General features: G+C 61.0%; 23 protein-coding genes and 2 tRNA genes. 16 read left to right on the top strand and 9 right to left on the bottom strand.

Going from position 1 to position 23,001, the window contains the following annotated elements; all coding sequences use genetic code 11:
- Positions 1–12 precede the first annotated feature (12 nt).
- From HZS63_RS10130 to HZS63_RS10120, 3 genes are read right to left on the bottom strand one after another with little or no spacing between them, the layout of a single operon-like run.
- A complete protein-coding gene (locus HZS63_RS10130) occupies positions 13–519 on the bottom strand; it encodes a peptidylprolyl isomerase (RefSeq protein ID WP_180683922.1) in 507 nt (168 codons plus the stop codon).
- A gap of 3 nt (positions 520–522) precedes the next feature.
- Positions 523–1,110 (bottom strand): peptidylprolyl isomerase, encoded by a 588-nt coding sequence (locus tag HZS63_RS10125; protein ID WP_180683921.1) that lies wholly within the window; start codon positions 1,108–1,110, stop codon positions 523–525.
- 21 nt (positions 1,111–1,131) lie between these two features.
- Positions 1,132–1,704 carry a tetratricopeptide repeat protein gene (locus HZS63_RS10120; RefSeq protein WP_246316288.1) on the bottom strand — a complete coding sequence of 191 codons (573 nt, stop codon included), beginning with the start codon at positions 1,702–1,704 and terminating at the stop codon, positions 1,132–1,134.
- A gap of 162 nt (positions 1,705–1,866) precedes the next feature.
- Between HZS63_RS10120 and cysS the strand changes: the two genes are divergently transcribed.
- From cysS to HZS63_RS10080, 8 genes are all read left to right on the top strand, one after another.
- A complete protein-coding gene (gene cysS / locus HZS63_RS10115; RefSeq protein WP_180683920.1) occupies positions 1,867–3,246 on the top strand; it encodes a cysteine--tRNA ligase in 1,380 nt (459 codons plus the stop codon).
- 6 nt (positions 3,247–3,252) lie between these two features.
- Positions 3,253–3,879, top strand: coding sequence for a DNA-3-methyladenine glycosylase family protein (locus tag HZS63_RS10110; RefSeq protein ID WP_180683919.1), 627 nt, complete (start codon positions 3,253–3,255; stop codon positions 3,877–3,879).
- 38 nt (positions 3,880–3,917) lie between these two features.
- Complete coding sequence (locus HZS63_RS10105; protein ID WP_180683918.1) at positions 3,918–4,901, top strand: acetyl-CoA carboxylase carboxyltransferase subunit alpha; 984 nt, start codon at positions 3,918–3,920, stop codon at positions 4,899–4,901.
- 4 nt (positions 4,902–4,905) lie between these two features.
- The gene (gene tilS, locus HZS63_RS10100; RefSeq protein WP_425505949.1) at positions 4,906–5,913 is read left to right on the top strand and encodes a tRNA lysidine(34) synthetase TilS; all 1,008 of its coding nucleotides are present in this window, start codon (positions 4,906–4,908) and stop codon (positions 5,911–5,913) included.
- Between the two features lie 67 nt (positions 5,914–5,980).
- Positions 5,981–7,270, top strand: coding sequence for an aspartate kinase (locus HZS63_RS10095; protein ID WP_180683916.1), 1,290 nt, complete (start codon positions 5,981–5,983; stop codon positions 7,268–7,270).
- Between the two features lie 31 nt (positions 7,271–7,301).
- Positions 7,302–7,394: transfer RNA gene (locus HZS63_RS10090), tRNA-Ser, on the top strand.
- Positions 7,395–7,716: 322 nt separating this feature from the next.
- Positions 7,717–9,732: an LTA synthase family protein gene (locus HZS63_RS10085; protein WP_180683915.1), complete on the top strand. Its 2,016-nt coding sequence runs from the start codon at positions 7,717–7,719 to the stop codon at positions 9,730–9,732.
- Positions 9,733–9,888: 156 nt separating this feature from the next.
- Positions 9,889–11,907, top strand: a complete 2,019-nt coding sequence (locus HZS63_RS10080) for a flavin-containing monooxygenase (RefSeq protein ID WP_180683914.1) — start codon at positions 9,889–9,891, stop codon at positions 11,905–11,907.
- An 11-nt stretch (positions 11,908–11,918) separates the two neighbouring features.
- Here the strand turns inward: HZS63_RS10080 and HZS63_RS10075 are convergent, their stop codons facing one another.
- Positions 11,919–12,317: a MarR family winged helix-turn-helix transcriptional regulator gene (locus tag HZS63_RS10075; RefSeq protein ID WP_219339159.1), complete on the bottom strand. Its 399-nt coding sequence runs from the start codon at positions 12,315–12,317 to the stop codon at positions 11,919–11,921.
- A gap of 159 nt (positions 12,318–12,476) precedes the next feature.
- Between HZS63_RS10075 and HZS63_RS10070 the strand changes: the two genes are divergently transcribed.
- Genes HZS63_RS10070 through HZS63_RS10035 form a run of 8 tightly spaced genes read left to right on the top strand, consistent with a single transcriptional unit; the run spans position 12,477 to position 19,403 of the window.
- Entirely contained in the window at positions 12,477–13,244 is a 768-nt protein-coding gene (locus HZS63_RS10070) for an alpha/beta fold hydrolase (protein WP_180683912.1), read from the top strand.
- A gap of 24 nt (positions 13,245–13,268) precedes the next feature.
- Positions 13,269–14,153: a branched-chain amino acid ABC transporter permease gene (locus HZS63_RS10065; protein ID WP_180683911.1), complete on the top strand. Its 885-nt coding sequence runs from the start codon at positions 13,269–13,271 to the stop codon at positions 14,151–14,153.
- Entirely contained in the window at positions 14,150–14,977 is an 828-nt protein-coding gene (locus HZS63_RS10060; protein WP_180683910.1) for a branched-chain amino acid ABC transporter permease, read from the top strand. Before HZS63_RS10065 ends, HZS63_RS10060 begins: the two co-directional genes overlap by 4 nt.
- Entirely contained in the window at positions 14,974–15,762 is a 789-nt protein-coding gene (locus HZS63_RS10055; protein WP_180683909.1) for an ABC transporter ATP-binding protein, read from the top strand. Before HZS63_RS10060 ends, HZS63_RS10055 begins: the two co-directional genes overlap by 4 nt.
- A complete protein-coding gene (locus HZS63_RS10050) occupies positions 15,759–16,493 on the top strand; it encodes an ABC transporter ATP-binding protein (RefSeq protein WP_180683908.1) in 735 nt (244 codons plus the stop codon). The genes HZS63_RS10055 and HZS63_RS10050 overlap by 4 nt, the downstream gene beginning before the upstream one ends.
- 13 nt (positions 16,494–16,506) lie before the next feature.
- Positions 16,507–17,307: an SDR family NAD(P)-dependent oxidoreductase gene (locus HZS63_RS10045; protein ID WP_180683907.1), complete on the top strand. Its 801-nt coding sequence runs from the start codon at positions 16,507–16,509 to the stop codon at positions 17,305–17,307.
- Positions 17,301–18,149: an SDR family NAD(P)-dependent oxidoreductase gene (locus HZS63_RS10040; RefSeq protein WP_180683906.1), complete on the top strand. Its 849-nt coding sequence runs from the start codon at positions 17,301–17,303 to the stop codon at positions 18,147–18,149. The genes HZS63_RS10045 and HZS63_RS10040 overlap by 7 nt, the downstream gene beginning before the upstream one ends.
- Positions 18,150–18,191: 42 nt before the next feature.
- Positions 18,192–19,403, top strand: coding sequence for an ABC transporter substrate-binding protein (locus HZS63_RS10035; protein ID WP_180683905.1), 1,212 nt, complete (start codon positions 18,192–18,194; stop codon positions 19,401–19,403).
- A 249-nt stretch (positions 19,404–19,652) separates the two neighbouring features.
- On the opposite strand, the gene HZS63_RS10030 is transcribed toward HZS63_RS10035, so the two are convergent.
- The 5 genes from HZS63_RS10030 to thiO form a co-directional block, all read right to left on the bottom strand.
- Positions 19,653–19,728 (bottom strand) — tRNA-Asn (locus HZS63_RS10030).
- A 59-nt stretch (positions 19,729–19,787) separates the two neighbouring features.
- On the bottom strand, positions 19,788–20,705 hold the full coding sequence (locus tag HZS63_RS10025) for a thiamine phosphate synthase (RefSeq protein WP_180683904.1): 918 nt from the start codon (positions 20,703–20,705) through the stop codon (positions 19,788–19,790).
- Between the two features lie 18 nt (positions 20,706–20,723).
- A complete protein-coding gene (locus HZS63_RS10020; RefSeq protein ID WP_180683903.1) occupies positions 20,724–21,533 on the bottom strand; it encodes a thiazole synthase in 810 nt (269 codons plus the stop codon).
- Between the two features lie 30 nt (positions 21,534–21,563).
- A complete protein-coding gene (thiS, locus tag HZS63_RS10015; protein WP_180683902.1) occupies positions 21,564–21,761 on the bottom strand; it encodes a sulfur carrier protein ThiS in 198 nt (65 codons plus the stop codon).
- 41 nt (positions 21,762–21,802) lie between these two features.
- Complete coding sequence (gene thiO / locus HZS63_RS10010; RefSeq protein ID WP_246316287.1) at positions 21,803–22,930, bottom strand: glycine oxidase ThiO; 1,128 nt, start codon at positions 22,928–22,930, stop codon at positions 21,803–21,805.
- Positions 22,931–23,001 lie beyond the last annotated feature (71 nt).

Genomic DNA, 23,001 nt, shown 5'->3' with positions numbered 1-23,001 from the left:
TGGTCCAGGTGCTCAGAGGGCGACGGCTTTCTCGATCACCACATCGGTCACGGGCACGTCGTCGTGGAAGCCCCTGCGGCCGGTTTTCACGGCGCGGATGGCATCCACGATCTCGGTGCCGGCCACCACTTTGCCGAACACGGCATAGCCCCAGCCTTGTAGGGACGGGGCGGTGTGGTTCAGAAAGCCATTGTCGGCCACGTTGATGAAGAACTGTGCGGTGGCCGAGTGGGGCGCCTGGGTGCGTGCCATGGCGATGGTGTAGCGATCGTTCTTCAGGCCGTTGGTCGCCTCGTTTTCGATGGGTTCGCGCGTGGGCTTTTGCTTCATCCCGGGCTCGAAACCACCGCCCTGAATCATGAAGCCGTCGATCACCCGGTGAAAAATGGTGTTGTCGTAGTGGCCGCTGTTCACATAGGCCAGGAAGTTCTCGGTGGATTTCGGGGCCTTGTCGGCGTCGAGTTCGAGGGTGATCACGCCGTGGCCGCTGATGTGCAGTTCGACTTGGGGGTTGGCCATGGTTCAGTTCTCCAGTGTGGCTTTGAGGATGGTGACGGGCTGGGCCGGCACGTCGGCATGCATGCCGCGCCGGGTGGTGGGCACGGTGCGGATCTTGTCGACCACGTCCATGCCACTGACGACCTTGCCGAACACGGCATAACCGTGGCCGTCCCGGGCATTGGCCTGGTCGAGGAAATCGTTGTCTTTGACGTTGATGAAGAATTGCGCCGTCGCCGAGTCTGGCACGTTGGTGCGCGCCATGGCGATCGTGCCGCGCACGTTTTTCAGCCCGTTGCGGGACTCCAGGGGAATCGGCGTGCGTGTGGGCTTCTGCTGCATGTCGGGTGTGAAGCCGCCGCCCTGGATCATGAAGTCGGCGATCACTCGATGAAAGATCGTGCCGGCGTAGTGGCCCTCGCGGACGTATTGCAGGAAGTTGTCCACGGTCCGGGGCGCCCGTTGTGCGTCCAACTCCAGCACGATGTTGCCGAGCGTGGTCTCCAGGGTCACGCGCGGGGCGGAAGACTGAGCCTGCGCGGTGCCGCTCCACAACAGGGGGGCGAGCAGGGCGGTGGCGGCAAGGCGGAGGAAAAGACGTCTGGCGGTCATGTCGGTCATCCCGGGGAATGGTCAGCGGATCGATGGGGTGAGCAGTTGTTCGACGCCCTGGAGCTGACGGGTCGTCTCCGGGACGCCGGGCGCGTATTGCAGCGACGTGCGGTAGGCGTTGGCGGCCAGCAGCAGATACACGTCGCCCAAATTGCGATGGGCAATGGCGTACTGCGGATTGAGCCGGATCGCCATTTCCAAGGCCTCCCGGGCCTCGCCCAGCTGCCCGGCGGCGGCATGCAGAACGGCCAGGTTGTTGTAGGGCTCGGGCAGTTCGGGGTAGTCGCGTGTCAGCTCGACGAAGGTCTGGCGCGCGGCATCGGCTTCGCCCCGCTGTTGCTGAATGACGCCCTTGAAAAAGCGCATTTGCGGGTCGCGCGGCTGGCGGGCCAGCCACGCCTCGGCTTCGGCCCAGGCGGCGGGCAGCTCACCGGCTTGCAGCAGCCGGTGCACGCGGTCGTAAGGGGCGTCTTGCGCCCAGGCTGCGCCGGCCAGCAGCCACAGGCTCAGGGCTGCGAACAGCATGATGCGCTTGCAGGTATGCACGGGTCGGTTGGGTGTGGTGAGTGGGAGAGGCGGCAGCAGAGTGCTCATGGGCGAACGAGAAACAGGCACATTACGTGACACAATGCGCGACCCCACATTTTGTTCCATGCCTGTGGCTGGGTGGGTCAACTCCGGCCGGGCGTGATACCGAAGTACCCCGATACAATCCCGAGATTGTATCTGAGGGGTGCTTTCCCCCTGCACGCACCAATGACTCTGCGTATTTACAACTCCCTCACGCGCCGCGTGGACACCTTTGCCCCCCTGGAGCCCGGACATGTGCGCATGTACGTTTGCGGCATGACGGTGTACGACCTGTGTCACCTCGGGCACGCGCGTTCCATGGTGGCTTTTGACGTGGTGCAGCGCTGGCTCAAGGCCAGCGGCTACCGCGTCACGTATGTGCGCAACGTCACCGACATCGACGACAAAATCATTGCCCGCGCCCTGCAGAATGGCGAAACCATCCGCAGCCTCACCGACCGCATGGTCGATGCCCTGCACCAGGACGCCGATGCGCTCAAGATCGAACGCCCCACCCACGAGCCGCGAGCCACCGACTACGTGCCGCAGATGCTGCGCCTGATCGAGGTGCTGGAGCGCAAAGGCTTGGCGTACCGCAGCCCCAACGGGGACGTGAACTACGCCGTGCGCCATTTCAAAGGCTATGGCAAGCTCTCCGGCAAGAGCCTGGACGATCTGCGCGCCGGTGAGCGCGTGGCGGTGGATGACGGCAAGCACGACCCGCTCGACTTCGTGCTCTGGAAAGCGGCCAAGCCCAGCGAACCCGACGAAGCGAAATGGGACAGCCCTTATGGCTTGGGCCGTCCGGGCTGGCACATCGAATGCTCGGCCATGAGCTGCGAAATGCTGGGCGAGAGTTTCGACATCCACGGCGGTGGTGCCGACTTGCAGTTTCCTCACCACGAAAACGAGATTGCCCAGAGCGAGGGTGCCACCGGCAAACCCCTGGCTACGGTCTGGATGCACAACGGTTTTGTGCGCGTGGACAACGAAAAAATGTCCAAGAGCCTGGGCAACTTTTTCACCATCCGCGAGGTGCTGCAGAAGTACGACGCCGAGACGGTGCGCTTCTTCATTCTGCGCGCGCACTACCGCAGCCCGCTCAATTACAGCGACGCGCATCTCGATGATGCCCGTGCCGCGCTCAAACGCCTCTACACCGCGCTCGATGCCGTGCCGCCAGCCCATGTGACCCTCGACTGGGCCGAGCCACATGCCGCCCGCTTCAAGGCTGCCATGGACGAGGACTTCGGCACCCCCGAGGCCGTGGCCGTGCTGTTCGAGCTGGCCGGCGAAGTCAACCGCACGCGCTCGGCCGAACTGGCTGGGCTGCTCAAGGCTTTGGGGGCGACCCTGGGTCTGTTGCAGGAAGACCCGAAAAACTTTTTGCAAGGTGGCGCCAGCGGGGGCTTGGACGAAGCCGCCATCCAGGCGCAGATAGATGCCCGCGCTGCCGCCAAGGCCGCCAAAAACTGGGCCGAGGCAGATGCCATCCGTCAGAGCCTGTTGGCCCAGGGCGTGGCGCTCAAAGACGGACCCGGCGGGACCACCTGGGAACGGGTTTGAACACCCATGAATGCTCTTGCTCCCCCCTATTGGGCCGATGCCTGCAACCACCTCATGCAGCGCGACCGCGTGATGAACAAACTCATCCCGCAGTTTCCCAACGCCTGCCTGCAGTCGCGCGGTGACCCGTTCACCACGCTGGCGCGCAGCGTGATCGGGCAGCAGATTTCCGTCAAGGCGGCGCAGGCCGTCTGGGACCGCTTCGCCGCCCTGATGCCGCGCATGGAGCCGGCGCAGTTGCTGCGCCTCAAGGTAGACGACATGCGTGCCGCCGGCCTGAGCGCTCGCAAGGTGGAATACCTGGTGGACTTGGCGTTGCATTTCGACAATGGCACGCTTCGCCCGGACGCCTGGCAGGCCATGGACGACGAGGCCATCATCAAGCAGCTCGTCGCCATTCGCGGCATTGGCCGCTGGACGGCCGAAATGTTCCTCATCTTCCACCTGATGCGCCCCAACGTGCTCCCCCTCGACGACGTGGGCTTGATCCGAGGCATCAGTCAGAGTTATTTTTCGGGCGATCCGGTCAGCCGCAGCGATGCCCGCGAAGTGGCCGCCGCCTGGGCACCCTATTGCAGCGTCGCGACTTGGTATATTTGGCGCTCGTTGGACCCGGTGCCGGTCGCTTACTGACCCACCCGTGATACAGACAAGACCAGAGGAGTCACACCTTGGCCAAGAGAACCTTTCTCGATTTCGAACAGCCCATTGCGGAACTGGAGTCCAAAATCGAAGAGCTGCGCTATGTCCAGACCGAATCGGCGGTGGACATTTCCGAAGAAATCGAACAGCTCAGCAAGAAAAGCCTGCAGCTCACCAAAGAAATCTACAGTCACCTCACCGCTTGGCAGGTGACCAAGATCGCCCGTCACAGTGACCGGCCCTACACGCTGGACTACGTGCGGGAAATATTCACCCACTTCGTGGAACTGCACGGTGACCGCCATTTCGCCGACGACCAGAGCATCGTCGGCGGCCTGGCGCGTTTCAACGGCCAACCCTGCATGGTGCTGGGTCACCAGAAAGGCCGCGATACCAAGGAGCGCACCGCACGCAACTTCGGCATGACGCGCCCCGAAGGCTACCGCAAGGCCCTGCGCCTGATGAAGCTGGCCGAGAAATTCAAGCTGCCGGTGTTCACCTTCGTCGATACGCCCGGCGCTTACCCCGGGATCGACGCCGAAGAGCGCGGCCAGTCCGAGGCGATTGGCCGCAACATCTTCGAGATGGCGCAACTCCAAGTGCCCATCATCTCCACCATCATCGGTGAAGGTGGATCGGGCGGGGCCCTGGCCATTGCCGTGGCCGACCAGGTGCTGATGCTGCAGTATTCCGTGTATTCGGTGATCAGTCCGGAAGGCTGTGCCTCCATTCTGTGGAAGACCAGCGAGCGGGCGCCCGAAGCCGCCGAGGCGCTGGGCATCACCGCGCACCGCCTGAAAGCGCTGGGCCTGGTGGACAAGATCGTCAACGAGCCGGTGGGCGGTGCGCACCGCGACCACAAGCAGATGGCTTCCTTCCTCAAGCGAGCCCTGAACGACGCCTACCGCCAGGTGGCCGACCTCAAGCCCAAGGAGCTGTTGGAGCGCCGCCACGCGCGGCTCAACAGCTATGGCCGTTTCAACGACACCAAAGCCGACAGCCGCAAGAGTTGAACTCGTGGGCGCCAACCCCGCGTCCATCGACTGGAGCCACCACCCCGGGTTGGCGGCCCTTGAGCGCCTGGCACCCCGGATGTCCGAGGCCCCGGTGGCGGTGGCCTTCAGTGGTGGAGCCGATTCCACGGCGCTCTTGTTCGCCGCTTGGCATCTGTGGCCGGACCGGGTTGCGGCCTTGCATGTGAACCACGGCCTTCAAGCGGCCGCCGCGGACTTCGAGCGACACGTTCGCACCATGTGCGCCTCCTTGGGTGTTCCGCTGTGGGTTGCCCATCCTCCAGTGCCTCTGACCCCAGGTGACAGCATGGAAGAAATGGCCCGCAATGCCCGCTATCGGGCGCTCGCCGAGCTGGCCAGGCAGGCCGGGGCAGGCGAGGTGTGGCTTGCCCAGCACCTGCACGACCAAGCCGAAACCCTGTTGCTCGCCTTGACCCGGGGAGCGGGGTTGCCTGGCTTGGCGGGCATGCCTGCACGCCAGCAACGCCACGGCATCACCTTCGTGCGCCCATGGCTCGATGTGTCCGGCGCCGAACTCCGTGGCTGGCTCCGGGAGCAAGGCGTTGCCTGGGTGGAAGATCCCTCCAACCACGACCAACGCCACACCCGCAACCGCATCCGTCACCGCCTGTTGCCAGTGCTGGAAGACGCCTTTCCCGCCTATGCCCAGACCTTTGCCCGAAGTGCCCGCCACGCCGCGCAGGCACAGGCGCTGCTGCAAGAGCTGGCCGAGGCGGATCTGGCGGCAGTCGGCTCGCCACCGGTGATCCAGCGCCTCCAAGCGCTGAGCGCGGCGCGGCAGGCGAATGTGTTGCGGCACTGGCTGCGTCAGGTGGGTGCACGACAGGCCAGTGAGGCCCAACTCCAACAGGTCTTGCGGCAGATCGCGGCCTGCACCACGCGCGGTCACCGTATCCACCTGCGGGTCGGACGCGGGTATTTGCTCCGGCAAGGTCAGGTGCTGAGCTACTGGCCTGATGAAGCCCAGCTCCCAAAACCCGACAACTTATAATCAAAAGCTTTGCGTCAGGTCGCCGGTGTCGCAAAAGTGTTCCTATCCGGCGCATAACTGGTATTCAATGGCACTGATCGTTCACAAATACGGCGGCACCAGCATGGGCTCGACCGAGCGCATCCGCAACGTCGCCAAACGTGTCGCCAAGTGGCACCGTGCCGGTCACCAGATGGTGGTCGTGCCCAGTGCCATGAGCGGCGAAACCAACCGCCTGCTGGCCCTGGCCAAAGAGGTGGCCCCCGAAAAGCCCACCACCGCCTACTTTCGAGAGCTCGATCAACTGGCCGCCACCGGCGAGCAGGCCTCTTCGGCGCTGCTGGCCATTGCCTTGCAGGCCGAAGGCCTGGAAGCGGTGAGCTTCTCGGGTTGGCAGGTGCCCATCCGCACCAATGACGCCTACACCAAGGCCCGCATCGAATCCATCGATGACGCCCGCGTCAAGGCCGAGCTGGCCGCGGGCAAGGTGGTCATCATCACCGGCTTCCAGGGCATCGATGCCGAAGGCAATGTGACCACGCTGGGCCGTGGTGGCTCGGACACCTCTGCCGTGGCCGTGGCCGCCGCCATGGGCGCGGCCGAATGCCTCATCTACACCGACGTGGACGGCGTCTACACCACCGACCCGCGCGTGGTGCCCGAAGCCCGCCGCCTGGAGCGCGTCAGCTTCGAAGAGATGCTGGAAATGGCCAGCATGGGCTCCAAGGTGCTGCAGATCCGCTCGGTGGAGTTCGCCGGCAAGTACCGCGTGCCCATTCGTGTGCTGTCGAGCTTCACCTCGTGGGACATCGACCTGAATGAAGAAGCCCGCTCGGGCACCCTGATCACTTTTGAGGATGACGAATCCATGGAACAAGCCGTCGTTTCCGGTATTGCCTTCAACCGCGATGAGGCCAAGATCACCGTGCTGGGCGTGCCCGACACCCCCGGCATTGCCTACCAGATCCTCGGCGCCGTGGCCGACGCGAATGTGGAAGTGGATGTGATCATCCAGAACATCAGCAAGGACGGCAAGACCGACTTCAGCTTCACCGTTCACCGCAACGACCTGGCCAAGACGCTGGACCTGCTCAAGACGCAGGTGGCGCCCAAGCTGGGGGCCGCCGAGGTGGTGGGCGATGCCCGCATCTGCAAGGTCAGCATCGTGGGCATCGGCATGCGCAGCCACGTCGGTGTGGCCAGCCGCATGTTCCGTTGCCTGAGCGAAGAAGGCATCAACATCCAGATGATCTCCACCTCCGAGATCAAGACCTCGGTGGTGATCGACGAGAAGTACATGGAGCTGGCGGTGCGCGCGCTGCACCGCGAGTTCGACCTCGATCAGCCGATCGATTCTTTGGGTGCCAAGCAAGGCTGACCCGGGTTTTTACGGCATAATAGCGTGTTCCGGAGCGATGACCGAGAGGCCGAAGGTGCTCCCCTGCTAAGGGAGTATGCGGTGTAGAGCCGCATCGAGGGTTCGAATCCCTCTCGCTCCGCCAATACAGGCCCTTCCAATCCGCTCAGCGGGCCTAGAAGGAGCAGAAAGCCCCGCATCACGCGGGGCTTTCTGCTATGAGCTCCAGACTGCGCAGTCGGCGGGGGTGCCCGAAAACCCGTCTCAGACGCTCCATGTCTCAGAACCTCCTCGCTTTGCGAGGGACTGTACGGCGCACAGGGTGGAAACTGACAGGGCTACACGGTCTCCATGTAGCCGATCAGTTCCGCAGCGGCAATGGCATATCATTTCTCGTGTGGCGCAAGACCCATTGCCGACAATGACATGGGAATGCAATGGTCCTGGCTTTGCCTACAGAGATTTTCATGCAGCAACACGTCTCCAAACACACCGGCGCCTCAAAGTTGTCTCGCCTTTGGCAACGCCTCGATCTATTCGGCCCTTACGCCGGAATCGCCATGCTGTTCCTGGTCGGCTTGCCGCTGCTGACGCTGTCGCGGGCGGCGCTGATGCTGTGGCAGTCGGAGCGGGTCGCCGCCACAGGCATCTGGACGACGATGCTCGTGCAAGGGGTGCGTGTGGACGTGATCCAGCTTTCCTTGCTCGCCCTGCCTCTGCTGTTGCTCGCTCCGCTGCTCGCCGGCAAGCGCCTGTGGCCGGCTTGGCGCGGCCTGAACATCGGCTGGATCACGCTGGCCATCACCGCCTTGGCACTGCTCGAAATCGCCTCGCCAGCCTTCATCAACGAATACGACACCCGGCCGAACCGGCTTTTCGTCGAATACCTGAAATACCCGAACGAAGTCATGGCCATGCTGTGGAGCGGTTTTCGCCTGCATCTGGTCGGCGGACTGCTATTGACGGGCCTCTGCGGCTGGGGAGCCTGGCACTTGATGCGCGGCTGGCAGCGGGCCGAGGCGCCTTGGTCTGGCTGGAAGCTCTGGCTCACCTGGCCGCTCCTGCTCCTCATCTGCGTGCTGGCCATTCGCTCCAGCCTGCAACACCGGCCGGCCAACCCAGCCACCTTCGCGCTGACCGCCGATCCCATGGTCAACACCCTCATCCTGAACTCCGCCTGGTCGGTCGCACACGCCGTCTACGGCATGAAGCACGAGGCCCGTTCGAGCGACATCTACGGCAAGATGGAAACCGCCGACATGCTCGCCGAATTCCGCCAGGCCCGCGCCAGCCTGGGCAATCCGCACCCGCTGGTCAATGACCCGGAAATCCCGATCCTGGTCGACCAGAAGGCGACGGTGCGCCGTGACAAACCGCTCAACCTGGTGATCATCCTCGAGGAAAGCCTGGGCGCGACCTTCGTCGAATCGCTGGGTGGCCGGCCGGTGACGCCCAACCTGGAAAAACTCAAGCACGAAGGCTGGTGGTTCGAACAGCTCTATGCCACCGGGACCCGATCGATCCGTGGCATCGAGGCGGTCACCACCGGCTTCCTGCCGACGCCGGCGCAGTCCGTGGTCAAGCTGTCGCTGGCCCAGCGCAATTTTGCGACGTTGGCGTCCATCCTTGGCCGGCACGGCTACGAGTCGGAGTTCATCTACGGCGGCGAAGCGCATTTTGACAACATGCGCGGCTTCTTCACCGGCAACGGCTTTACCCACATCACCGAACAGGGGGACTACAAGAATCCGAAATTCGTCGCCGGCTGGGGCGTTTCCGACGAGGACCTGTTCGACAAGACGCACGAGCGCTTGCAGGCCAAGCACAGCCAGGGGCAACTCAGCTTCACGCTGGTGTTCACCTCGACCAACCATGCGCCGTTCGAATTCCCCGACGGTCGCATCGAGCTCTACGAGCAGCCGAAAGCAACCGACAACAACGCCGTCAAATACACTGACCACGCGCTCGGCGAGTTCATCGCCAAGGCCAAGGCCAGCCCCTACTGGCAGGACACACTGTTCCTCGTCGTCGCCGACCACGATATCCGCGTGTACGGCGACAGCATGGTGCCGGTCGAGCGTTTCCACATTCCTGGTCTGATCCTCGGTGCCGACATCAAGCCGAAGCGGATCAAGACCGTCGCCAGCCAGATCGACTTGGCGCCGACGCTGCTCTCGCTGATGGGCGTCGATGCCAGACATCCGATGCCCGGCCGCGACCTGACCCGCGAAGCCGACGATCTGCCGGGGCGGGCGATGATGCAGTACGAACAGAACTACGGCTGGATGGAAGGCAATCAGGTGGTTGTCTTGCGTCCGCAAAAGGAACCCGCTTTTGCCCACTACGACCACCAGGCCAAGCGCCTCAGTGCCGCCGAAGCAGCACCCGCCGACGGCGAAGCACTGGCCCGGCGCGCCCTGGCGCATGCGCTGTTGCCGGCCTGGCTGTACCGCGAACAGCGTTACCGCTTGCCCGAGGAGTAAGTGGCCCAGCGGCAATAAGTATTTCCCCTATGTTTACAACGCTATGGTAAGTAGATAGACTTTTAAAAGTCTTCAGTGTACGCAATTTAAGCATACACAAAAAATATGCCTGAGCTCAAGCTGGGTACTTCAAACATCTTGTTGAAAGTCTAAACAATGAACACTACCGCCACCTCGCCGACGTCTGCGCCCGCTGATGGTCTTAAGAGCTTCGATCGCGTAAGTCCGATCGTTGCCACAGATGAGGAGATCCGGCGTGCCGTCGATGATGCTGACATGCCTTCACTCCTAGCAGCACTGGCTATGCTGACTCGCGACTTTGATCTGATCGCAGAGGAGCTCAAGCCACCAACCCCCTCGATGATCTCCACTATCGCACCGCATGGGGGTATGAGTGAAGACGTATTAGCCAAGGCTCGTGAGAGGGCTGTGCGAGCCATCATCCGGTATCGCGACGCTGGCTGCCCCGAGCCGGTAAATCCATCAGTCGACGAACTCGACCGAGTGATGCGATTCATTATCAAACCAGAGCAGACTGGCTGCATACCGCTGCTACGCCATGAGCTTAACATTCCCCACGATGTGGGCGCTCCCGACTGGAGCCAGGACGAAATTGCACCAGGGACCAGTTTCACGGTTGCTGTGATTGGCGCTGGTGTCTCTGGTATTGCTGCAGCCTATCGACTGCAGCAGGCGGGACTGGACTACACTGTTTTCGAGAAGAACAAAGAGGTCGGTGGCGTGTGGTGGGAAAACACCTACCCAGGCTGCCGCCTGGATACGCCCAACTATGCATACAGCCTGTCGTTCGCACAGAAGTCGGACTGGCCACAGCAGTTCTCTTGCCAGTCTGAAATTCAAAAGTACCTCTCACGCGTTTCGGCCGAAGGGGGAGTGCGGCCCCGCATTCGCTTCGGCGCAGAGGTGATCTCGATGGTGTTTGATGAACCCAGTGCACAATGGGTATTGACTGTGCGCGCCGGCGACGGACACATTGATGTGATGCGATTTAACGCCGTGATCACGGCAGTGGGCATCTTGAATCGTCCGAGTATTCCGGATTTCAAAGGCATGGACCAATTCAAGGGGCGCATTGTTCATTCGGCAGCTTGGCCCAAAGACCTGGACCTGCGCGAACAGCGTGTCGCGTTGATAGGAACCGGTGCCAGTGCATTCCAGATTGGTCCGGCCATTGTTGACCAGGTCAAAAGCCTGACAGTGTTCCAGCGCAATCCGCCCTGGATGCTCCCGACCCCCAACTACCATGACGACATCAAGCCCGGAATGATGTGGCTGCTCAAGCACATCCCTTACTACGGCCGCTGGTACCGCTTCTGGCAGTTCTGGATAGCAGTGGAGGGCCGCCTGCCGCTGGTGGAAGTCGAGCCCGATTGGGATCATCCGATATCGGTTGGTCGTGCCAACGAACAGCTAAGGCAAGAATGCATGGCGGCGCTAGAGCGGCAGTTTCAACACCGTCCGGACCTGCTAGCCAAGATGACGCCGAACTATCCCCCGGGCGCTAAGCGGATGTTGCGTGACAATGGCGTGTGGGGTGCCATGCTCCAGCGAGACCATGTGCAGTTGGTCAGCGAACCCATCTCGCACCTGACCGCTGACGGCATTACGACACAGGATGGTCAGCTTCATGGGGTGGATGTGATCATCTGCGCCACTGGATTCAAAGCGTCCGACTTCCTACATCCGATCCGCATCGTTGGCAGAAACGGCCGCGACCTGCATGCCTGGTGGCAAGGTGACTGCCGCGCCTACCTCGGCATCACGGTGCCGGGCTTCCCCAACCTTTTCATGACCGGTGGCCCCAACACTGCAGTGGTCGTCAACGGCAGCGCAATTTTCTCCTCGGAGTGCCAGGTAGAGTATTCACTCAAAGCGATCAAATACTTGCTAGAAAATCAAATTGCTGCAATTGATTGCCGAATGGAGCCTTTCGATAGATACAACCAGTACATTGACAAAGGCAATCTAACCAAGGCCTGGGGTGTCGCACGAACTAACAGCTGGTACAAAAACTCAAAAGGCCGAGCCTCGCAAACATGGCCTTTCGGATTGCTTGACTACTGGGAAATCACTTCGAGGTTCAACTCAAATGATTACGAAAAATTAACAACAGCCGATTTGCCTGAAAAAAATTCAGCGATGTGCGAAGCATGAAAGCAGGAGACTCAATCATGATCGATCCGATTGACAATTTGGGCAATCATGCTCATGAATTGGGTCCGCTCCTTTGGGGTCAACGGCTCGAGGAGCCAATGCTGCATCTCCATGACCACTGGAGTCGCACGAGCGAGCAGCTGCTTACCCTCATCGGTCAGAAAAAGCACTCGAAGCCGTCGGTCGGCGTCCGATGCTTCTCGCTTAATAAGGCCTCGAGTCTCAAGACGATAAATCACGCCGGCTACTGTGGACGTATCGAGCGCAATGTCTCGCGACAACGCGCTCTGATCAATGCCAGGCTTGCGGGAGATGGTGTCCAGTGCTGCCCACTGCAGCGGCGTCAGACCGAACGGATCGACCTCCAGACTGAACTTGGCAACGGCGATCTGGTGCAGCCGGCGAAACATGTGGCCGGGCATCTGCTGCAATCTGTTTGGGAGCGACGAAGGAGGGGGCATGGTGTGAGTACAGGATTGTTCAATTGTCACCAAGTATACGGTAGCATGTCATATTTTAGCCCCTGAGATTTCTCGCACACAAGAACAGCTATCGAGGAGACATACTTAATGTTCACAACCAGCTGGTCAATCGTAAATGATTGCCGAATACGACTGAGACGCGCTGGATCCGGATCGCCTTTGTTGTATCTACACGGTGCAAATGGCGTACCCCAGCCTCCTCAGTTTCTCAATGAATTTATCCAAACCCATGACGTAATAATTCCCGAGCACCCAGGGTTCGGAGAATCAGACGACCCGATCTGGCTTGAATGCATGGACGATCTGGCCTATTTCTATCTGGACTGGCTGGAGAAGGAAAAGCTGGATCGAGTAGATGTCGTGGGAAGCTCATTAGGCGGTTGGCTAGCAATGGAAATGGCAATACGGCAACCCCAACGGTTTTGTTCTTTGACCCTGATCGGCAGCGCGGGCTTGAGCCCACCGCCGGCTGGCAACGAACACAACATGTTTCGCTGGACACCTGCCGAACTGGTAGAAAATACCTTTCACGATAAAGCGTTGGTGGCGGCAGCACTGTCGCATCCGCCTGATGAGCAGACTGTGGCGAAGAACCGCCACACGATCACTCGATTGGCTTGGCAGCCACGCCTGCACAACCCAATGCTGCACAAGCGGCTGTACCGACTGACCATGCCAGTGTTTCTAGCCTGGGGTGAAAAAGACCGCGTACTGCCAGTGACACAACTATCCGTCTTTCAGCGCTATCTGCCTCATGCCCGTGCTCGGATCTATCCCAATTGCGGCCACCTACCCCAGGTCGAGTGCAGTGCCGACTTCAGCCGAGATCTGCAGGACTTCCTGCGCTCCCTTTGACAAACCTGGAAAGGGCCCCTCCCAATGCTGGCAGGACAAATCATCAATGGCATCGTCAGCGGTGCGATGTACGCGTTGGTAGCTATCGGCTTCTCGTTGGTTATCGGGGTGCTAGACAAACTAAACTTTGCGCACCCGGAAGTCTTCATGTTCGGTGGCTTTGTGGCCTTAGTTTCGGTCACGGTTATGCCGCTGCCTTTGGCCTTCTTGCTGGTTTTCGTCGTGGGCGGCATCATGGGACTGCTCACCGAGTTTATTGCCTTCCGACGTTTCAGCAGTGCCGATGCCAAGATAACTGCCGCCTTAGCTTCCATGTCGCTCGGACTGGTCGGCGCCGACCTGGTTCACAAGGTATGGGGCACCGAACCTGTCCCATTGACTATGCCATCAAGCTGGCTCAAGGAGAGCCAGCAGATTCTGGGGGTGTCAATCCTCAATCTCCAGTTCGTGATTCTTGTGGTGACGTTCTCACTCATGGCTTTGCTGCATTTGGTGCTGCAACGCACTCGCATGGGACGCCAGATTCGCGCACTTGCCGAATCAAGTGTCTCCGCGTCGCTGCTAGGGATCAACGTCAAGCGCGTCACGCAGTCGGTCTTTTTCATCTCCTCGGCGCTGGCGGCAGTGGCTGGTTTACTGCTGGCTCTTCGGGGTGGTGCGGCCAGTTCGGATATCGGCCTGACTTTTGGGTTAAAGGCCCTAGCAATCATGGCTATCGGTGGACTGGGTGACTTGCGAGGTGCCGTCATCGGGGGCCTGCTGATCGGCGTGCTCGAAGCCTTGATATTTGTGTTCGGTATGGGGCGCCTTGTCGAGATGACGGTCTGGGTGACTATGATCGCAGTGCTCATGTTCCGACCAGGGGGCCTGTTCAGCAGCAACGCTCACAACCAGGAGCAACGTGTATGACCCTCGACCACCTTTTCTTCACCGGACTCAACGTGCTGCTGGCCTGGAGCGTTTATGTGGCTTTGCTCACGGGTAGCCTGTCTTTTGCGCAGGGAGCGTTCATGGCTTTAGGCTGCTATGGCGCGGGCATACTAACCGTCAAGTTTGGACTCCCCCTGCTGCCAGGCACGCTGTTGGCAGCGGTTGGAGCAGCAGCCATAGCCATCGTACTAGGCTATCCGGCCCTGAGACTGCGTGGCATCTATTTAATTCTGGCGACGCTGGGCATAACGTACTGTGTGCGGGTCCTTCTGGAGAACGTGGATTACGTGGGCGGAGTGGCTGGATTTGGGGGGATGACTGGAGCATCCTTGCAAGGGGTATTCATTGCAGTACTGCTCGTCGGAGCACTGCTGTTCTGGCTCTCCCGTAGCCCGCTGCAGCGAGTCTTTGACGCTGTACGGGAGGACGATCGAGTGGCTGCCTCCATGGGCATACAGATCACTCAGATCCGGCTAATGGGCTTTGCCGCTGGCGCTGCAATCGCGGCCATAGCGGGCTCTCTGTACGGGCACTACATGAGCTTCGTGCGGCCCGAGAACTTCGATGTCCTGCTGTCGGTGTACGTAGTGCTCTATGTGGTGCTGGGTGGTGTGAACAACCTGTGGGGGCCGCTACTGGGAGCCACCGTGATGACGTTACTACCCGAGTACTTCCGAGTATTGGCTGATTGGCGGCCAACCGTCTTTGGCCTTGCGATTCTCCTCCTGCTACTGTTCCGTCCTGAAGGATTGCTGTCCTTTCGCACGCGCACATGCCGCGCATCCAAGGCCGCCGCATCATGAGCCAGCCTCCCAATCACCTCCCGCCCGTACTCGTTGTACGGGACCTTTGCAAGTACTTCGGTGGCGTCAAGGCGCTCGACGGCATTGATCTGCACGTTGCGCCGGGTGAATTGCTTGGCGTCATTGGACCCAATGGCGCTGGCAAAACCGCATTGATCAATACCATCACCGGTTTTTACAGGGCGACCTCAGGTTGTGTTGAACTGCAGGGTCAGGAAGTCAGTCACCTTCCAATGCACCAGATTGGTCGGCTGGGTATCGGTCGCACATTTCAGAATATTCGGCTGTTCAAACGCATGACAGTCTTGGAGAACGTCCTGGTGGCCTTCAAGCAGTTCAGCAAATCGCCGTTTTTGTCCTTCTTCCGCAATGGCACGCCCAAGGCAGACATCACCAGTGCGATGAACTGGCTTGAACAACTGCAACTCGCTGACCATGCCAATGACCTCGCCGGTTCTCTTTCATACGGCGATGCACGACGACTCGAGATTGCTCGGGCTCTAGCCGGTAACCCACAACTGCTGTTGCTCGACGAGCCCGCTGCAGGGATGAACGACGCCGAGACAGAGCAACTGACCCAAGATATCCGAAAGATTCGGCAGCACGTGTCCTCCATTTTGCTGATCGAGCACGACATGGGAGTGATTCGAGCGCTATCTGATCGAGTAGTAGCCATGGACTATGGAAAGAAGATTGCAGAAGGTACCGCTCGAGAGGTTTTGGAGCACCCGGAAGTTCTGCGAGCCTATTTGGGCGGTGATGAGGAAGACGAGGTCCGCACATGAGCCGAGTTCTGCTGAGCGTGGACCAGTTGTCCGCCAGCTACGGTCCCATCCGAGCACTACGAGGCGTGAGCTTCGAGGTCCGCGAGGGTGAAACTGTGTCGATCATCGGCGCCAACGGAGCTGGTAAGACAAGCCTTATGCGGGCTATTTCAGGATTGCTGCCCCTTAACGGAGGCTCTGCCCACTTTCTGGATCAAGACATCCGACGCTGTGCACCGCATCAGCTTGCACGCATGGGCATGCTCCATGTGCCCGAGGGGCGCGGGACTCTCCAGACGATGTTGGTGGAGGAGAACCTGCGGTTAGCCTGGGAGATTCGCCCGACGAATGTTCCCTTTGAGCGCGCAGTGGGTAATGTATACCGACGCTTTCCTCGCCTGCTGGAGCGGCGGGCTCAACTGGCAGGCAATCTCTCAGGGGGGGAGCAACAGATGCTTGCCGTCGCGCGAGCCATCATCAACCGACCTCAGCTGCTCCTGCTGGATGAACCGTCCATGGGTCTGTCGCCGCGATTCACATCAGAGGTGTTTCGGGCACTGCGCGAGTTACGCGATGCAGGGGTTTCGATTCTCATGGTGGAGCAAAACGTAAGCCGTGCTCTGGGTTTGGCGGACAGGGCAATGGTGTTGGCCCACGGGGAGTTTACCCTGGAGGGATCGGCAGCAGAGCTAGCCAACGATCCTCGTATCATGGCGAGCTACATGGGCCAGGGCGATGTTTATGTCAGCTAAGGGCATGACACCTATGTTCGACCTGAATGGTCACAGAGCAGCAGTCACCGGTGCGGCCAGCGGTATCGGTAATGCTATGGCCCGCGCCCTGCTCGCTCATGGTGCAGAGGTGCTGATGGTCGATCGCGATACTGCCTCGCTGGACAAGGCGATGCAGGATCTCGCGCCCTCTCATCAGGCTCGCACTCGCGCTGGCCACGCTGACATCACTGACGCTGATCGACTGCGAAAGCTTCTGGCCGAGTTCGGATCGCTTGACGCAATCTTTGCTAATGCGGGTATCAGTGGGGGCCCAGGATTCGGGACGCCTGCAGGCAGAGAAAGCGGGACGATAGAACGCCAGTCGATGGATAACTGGCGCATGGTGATGGACGTAAACCTCATAGGAACGGCAAATACTCTTCAGGCCGCTCTACCCATGCTGAGGCGCGGTGGTGGCGGACGCATCGTCATCACGGCATCGGTGGCTGGTGTGCAAGCGGAGCCATTCGTTTCGTATGCCTACGCCATGACCAAGACAGCTGTGGTACGCCTGGTCCAGCAGGCCGCTCTCGAACTCGCATCCCAGGGCATTACTGTCAACGCAATTGCACCCGGCTTCATCCGTACCGGCATTGCTGACGGTCGTCTGCACGATCCGCAAACCAGCGCCTCGCTGAGGCGACTCATCCCATTGGGTCGGTTAGGCGAACCAACTGATCTGGGTGGTCTCGCTGTCTTTCTGGCCTCACGCTGCAGCGACTACATCACCGGTGCAGTCATCCCCGTCGATGGCGGCTATCTACTGAATCCGAAAGGCAATCTAACGTGTTGACTGAAAAACTCAAGGGCAAAAATGCGATCGTGACAGGCGCAGCCTCTGGCATCGGTGCAGCCACGGCGCTTGCTCTAGCACGCATAGGCATGAATGTGGTGTTGGCTGATATCAAGCCCGAGCCGCTGTATGCATATGCGAAAGAACTCAAGTCTCAAGGCCTGAGTGTGGATGTGTTTGCGACAGACGTTTCTGAGGAAAGCGCCATCAAGGCAATGGCCGACTTTGCGGAACAACGGTTCGGCGATATTCATGTGGCGTTCAACAACGCTGGCGTGGCCATGCACGGAACCCCGATGCACCTGCTGCCAATCCAGGACTGGCAATGGGTCATCAATGTAAACATTCTGAGTATCGTCTACAGCATCCACCACCTGTTGCCTCGGATGCTTCGCCACAGGCAGCCGGGTTACTTCATCAACACCGCTTCCATCGGTGGGCTTCAGGTGAATCCGAACTGGCTTACTGGCGCTTACTCCATGACCAAGTACGCGGTGGTGGCCATGAGCGAAGGTCTGGCTCAAGAGAACAAGGACAGCGCAATCCGCGTGCTGGTGTTATGTCCATCTGCCGTGGCCACCAACTTGGGTGACAGCGCCAGCCGGCCAACGCGGTTTGGTGGTGTCACCCAGCGCCCTGAGCAAGCATTCTTGGCTCAGACCATTCAGAAACACGGACTCCCGCCTGATCTGGTTGCCCGCCGAATCCTGCGCGCCATGGAAGATCCGAACGAATTCTTCATTTTCACTGACAGCTCAGCGCGTCCGGTTATTGAGAACAGACATAAGCGAATCCAGGATGCCTTTGATCTTACCGACGCGTTCCTTCAGCAAGTCCGCTAATTCCCCGCCCTGTAACCTCAAAACCACCAGGAGATAGCCACCATGATGAAACAACACCCCAACAACAGTGTACGACGCTGTGTCGTTCTTGCCTGCGCAGCTGGTTTGCTGGCCTTGGGTGCTCTACCAACGCATGCTCAGGCCCAGAAGCCGCCCATCAAGGTGGGTCTTATCACGCCCCTGACAGGCCCACTAGGCAGCTATGGCAAGTCACAAGAAATGATGGTCAAACTGGCAGTGGAGGATGTGAACGCGGCTGGGGGCATCAATGGTAGCCCGTTACAGATCGACATCGGTGACTCCCAGACCGATCCCGGCCAGGCGGTGCTGCTCTTCCGCAAGTACTTCAATGACGGCTATTTCGCTGTTATTGGGCCCATGACTGGGACTCAGTGGGAAACCATCACTCCGTTGGCTAACCAGCTAAACATGCCCGCAGTGAGTGTCAACGCAATCAAGCCTGGGATCACCGTCAAACCCTGGACGATCCGTCTGATGCCGGCTGATGACACCATGATGCCCGAAGGTGTCAAAGCCTTCATTGCGGCGAACCCCAATGTGAAGAAGGTTGTGATCACTGCCGATGTACGCGAAGCTTCCAGCAAAGCCAGTGCCGACATGTTTGCCTCGCTGGCTAAACAACTGGGGCTTGAGGTGCTGGAGACCGTAGAGTTCTCCTCCCGCGCAACAGATATGTCTGCGATCGCTATCCAGATTAAAAGTCGTAACCCCGATGCCATATTCGCCTCCGCTTTCCCAGCCCAAGCGATGTTACTGGCCAAGGACCTCACGGTACAAGGCGTCAAGGTGCCTGTCCTCAACACCGGCATTCTCTGGACCGGCCCGTTTATCAACAACGTTGGGGAGAATGGACGCAACTGGAACGTGATCGGGTTTGCCACCAACGAGGCAGGACCTCCCGGACACTTTGATGCCTCTGTTTACGGGAATCTTGTCAAGCGGGCGCAGCAGCGGGCGGATTCTTCTATCGGCATTCCCTTTAACGTGGCGAACTGGCCGGTTAGCTACGATGGTGTGCTTTTTCTGGCTGACGCCATGCGCCGAGCTGGCGTAGATGGTAGCACCGATCCCAAGAAGGCGCGTGAAGCTATCAAGAACCATTTCACCAGCGCGAAGGCTTTCAACGGTGCGTTCAAGTACAGCATTCGAGACACCGGTGACGGCTATATCCCAGCTGGAGTCCTGTCAGCTGATGTAGATAATAAAGTCTGGAAGTTCACCTCTGCGCGGTAAATTGTCCCACCTTGCCGCATTGGGCGGCAGGGTGAGAGAAGTGGCGCCGCTGACCTTGCCCCTGAAAACGAACCCCTTGCTGAATGTTTCAATATAGGCAAGGAGAGATGGGTTGACGAAGGCGGTGAGGTCGCGCTACACGCTGGAGTTCAAGTAAGAGGTGGTGCGGCTGGTGCAATCTGTGGACTTATCCCGTTTTCACGGACTGAACCGCCCCGGGAATCGAGGAGGCTCCAACGTCTGAGAAGATGGCTCCCCGACCTGGGCTCGAACCAGGGACCTACGGATTAACAGTCCGGCGCTCTACCGACTGAGCTATCGGGGAATAGCCTTGCATTATAGCCGCGGCCGTGACGGTTTTTCCTGGTGTTCAGCTCCAGGTGTTCAGCTTTTGGAGGCGCCCCGCAACGCGGCCCAACGCGCCTGTAGCGCATGGGCTGCGGCTTGCGGGTCGGCGGCGGCGGTGATGGCGCGTACCACGGCAAACGAGCCCACGCCGGTGGCGGCCACGTCGCTCAGGTGTTTGGCGGCAATGCCGCCAATGGCCACCAAGGGGCGGTGGCGCAGCAGTCGAGCATAGGCGCCCAAGCGGCCCAGGCCTTGTGGCGGGGTGGGCATGGCCTTGAGCGTGGTGGGAAACACGGCGCCCAGCGCCACGTAGCTTGGCCCTACGGCTTCGGCGCGCAGCATTTCGGCATAGCCGTGGGTGCTCAGGCCCAGGCGCAGGCCGGCGGCACGCAGGCGAGCCAGTTGCTCGGGTGTCAGGCTGTCCAGGTCTTCTTGGCCCAGGTGCACGCCATAGGCACCGGCGGTCATGGCTTCTTCCCAGTGGTCGTTGATGTACAGGTGGGCTCCGGTGCCGGCCACCGCGTCGATCGCGGCCCGGATTTCTCGGCGCACCGCTTGGGTGTCGGTGGATTTGAAGCGCAGCTGCAATGTGGGCAAACCGGCGCGAGCCATGCGGCCCACCCACTCGGCATCGGGCAATACCGCATACACCCCCAGCTCCATGGGGGCGGCCGCAAAGGCCTGCTCGGGGGCAAGGGGGTGCAGGCCGAAGTCGGCGGCTTCGCATGGCCAGTGCTCGATGTCGAAGCGGCCGGTGCGCTCGGTCTGGCGTTGCCAGGCTTGGGCTACGCACTCGGCGTCTGCGGGGATGAAGCCCAGACGTCGGGCAGCCGCGAAGGCGATGGCATGGGGGCTGTCGTTGGCCGGCGTGGCTTCAGGGTCGGTGTGGCTGGGCAGACCGAGTGCGGCATGGCGTTCGACGATGGCCAAGGTACTCTGCAAGGATGTGGTCATGGGCAGCAATGAGGGGGTTCAGGCGTGGTGCCAGAACGGGGTGCCCAGCACGGGGGTACTGGGTTGGGCGCTGTCCTGCGGCGTCATGGCGCCAGCCAGGAAGGCGTTGCGCCCGGCACGCACGGCGTCGGCAAAGGCGCCGGCCATGGCGACCGGGTCCTGCGCCAGCGCCACGGCGGTGTTGAGCAGGACCGCATCAAATCCCCACTCCATGACCTGGCAGGCGTGCGAGGGCAGGCCCAGCCCGGCGTCCACGATCAGCGGCACGCTCAACCGCTCCCGCAAGGTGCGCAATGCATAAGGGTTGATGGGGCCCTTGCCGGTGCCAATGGGTGCTGCCCAGGGCATGACCGCTTGACAGCCCACGTCTACCAAGCGCTGGCAGAGCACCAGGTCGTCGGTGGTGTAGGGAAGCACCTGAAAGCCTTGCTTGATCAGGTGTTCGGCGGCGGCGACCAGGTTGAGCGTGTCGGGCTGCAGGGTGTAGTCGTCGCCGATGAGTTCCAGCTTGATCCAGGGCGTTTCGAATACCTCGCGGGCCATTTCGGCGGTGGTGATGGCTTCCTGCAGGCTGTGGCAGCCCGCGGTATTGGGCAACACCGGTACGCCCATTTTCTGGAGCAGGGGCCAGATGCCCTGGGAGGGGTCGAGGCCGCCAGCCCCCTGACGGCGCAGCGAGGCGGTGAGCATGCAGGGCTGAGCCAAGGCCACGGCACGCTCCAGCACCCGAGGCGACGGGTAGCGCGCGGTACCGAGCAGCAGACGGCTGGCAAAGGTTTCGCCGTAGAGCACGAGGGCGTCGTGGGCGGCGGCGGTGGTGGCGGTCATGTGAAGCTGGGTGGGAGTGGGAACAGACGCTCAGCCGCCGGTGACGGGCGCGATGATCTCGATCTGGTCGCCTTCGGCGAGCGCGGTCTGGCCGTACTGGGCGCGTGGCACGAAGCGCAGGTTCACCGCAGCAGCGAACGGGCCGTTGGGCTGGAACGCCTGCACGGCGTCGGCCAGCGTGGCGCCTTCGGGTAGGTCATGGGGCTGTTGATTGATGAGAACACGCATGGCTGTGAAACGGGGCAGTGCGCCAACGGTCAGGCCGCCGGTCAAACGGACTCGGCGCAGGTTTCGAAGTGCAGAGACAGGTTTTGCGCCAATGTGGTGCGGCCCTGGTGCATGTGTTCCAAAACGGCGTCGGCCACGGCCGGGGCGATCATGAAGCCGTGCCGGTACAGGCCATTGATTTGCAGCACCCGAGGGGCGATTTCCCGAACGGCGGGCAGATTGTCGGGTAAGGTGGGGCGGCACTGGGTACACAGCTCCAGAATACGCGCTTCGCCAAAGCCCGAGTGTACCGCATAGGCGGCGCTCAACAGTTCCAGTACCGATCGCACGCTCGCGGGGGAAAGGTCGTGGGTTTCGATTTCGGTGGCACCGATCACGAACACATGATCCTCTTTCGGAGCGATGTAGATCGGATATCGGGGGTGCAGCAGACGGGTGGGCCGCTGCAGGGTCACGTCTGGGGCGTGCAGGCGCACCACTTCGCCGCGCACGCCGCGAAGTTGGCGCCAGTCTGGTTGGGCGCCCAGGCCACGGCAGTCGAGCACCCAGCCGCCGGCAGTGCGCTGGTACGCCAGGGCCTGCGCGTCGCTCCAGGGGGTGTTCCATTCGATTGCCACCCCTAGGCTGGCGAGTGTGGCATTCAGGGCTTGGAGCAGCTGGCGGTTGTCGAGCTGGCCCTCGTCGGGCAGGTACAGGCCTTGGTGGAAGCGCTGAGCCAAGGCGGGTTCCAGTTCGCTCAGCGCGGTGGCGTCCAGTGGCACGGGAGCCGGCAGATCGGGCATGACCTGGCCCGTGGCGGCGAGCAGGGCGCCAAAGCGCTGGGCTTCGTGGGCGTCCTGCCGGTGCCAGACGATGAGCGTGCCGTTCTGTTGAAAGTACACCGGCTGCACCAGCCGGTTCAGCAGTTGGGGCCAGCGTTGCAGCGCATAGCGGCCCATGGCCACGACACAGGGTTCGGTGATGGCGGATTCGGCCAGAGGGGCCAGCATGGCGGCGGCGACGCGAGCGGCAGAGCCCTGGCCGTCGGCCGAACCTGCATCGACGATGCGCACCGCATGCCCGGCTTGAGCGAGCTGCACCGCCAGCAAGCGGCCGATCAGGCCGGCGCCGAGTACGAGAACGGGTTCGGCACTGCGTGATGAGGAAGGCATGGGGAAAGCGGCAGACATGGTCGACGTGAAATTACATCACACGCCCGCGCCCGTACCGCGGGCGTGGATGTTGCGGGATAATTTTCCGC

The sequence above is a fragment of the Tepidicella baoligensis genome, assembly GCF_013432195.1.
GTDB classification, from domain to species: Bacteria; Pseudomonadota; Gammaproteobacteria; order Burkholderiales; family Burkholderiaceae_C; genus Tepidicella; species Tepidicella baoligensis.
Note: the sequence above shows the minus strand (reverse complement) of the source record. Positions and strands in the feature narration are given on the sequence as shown.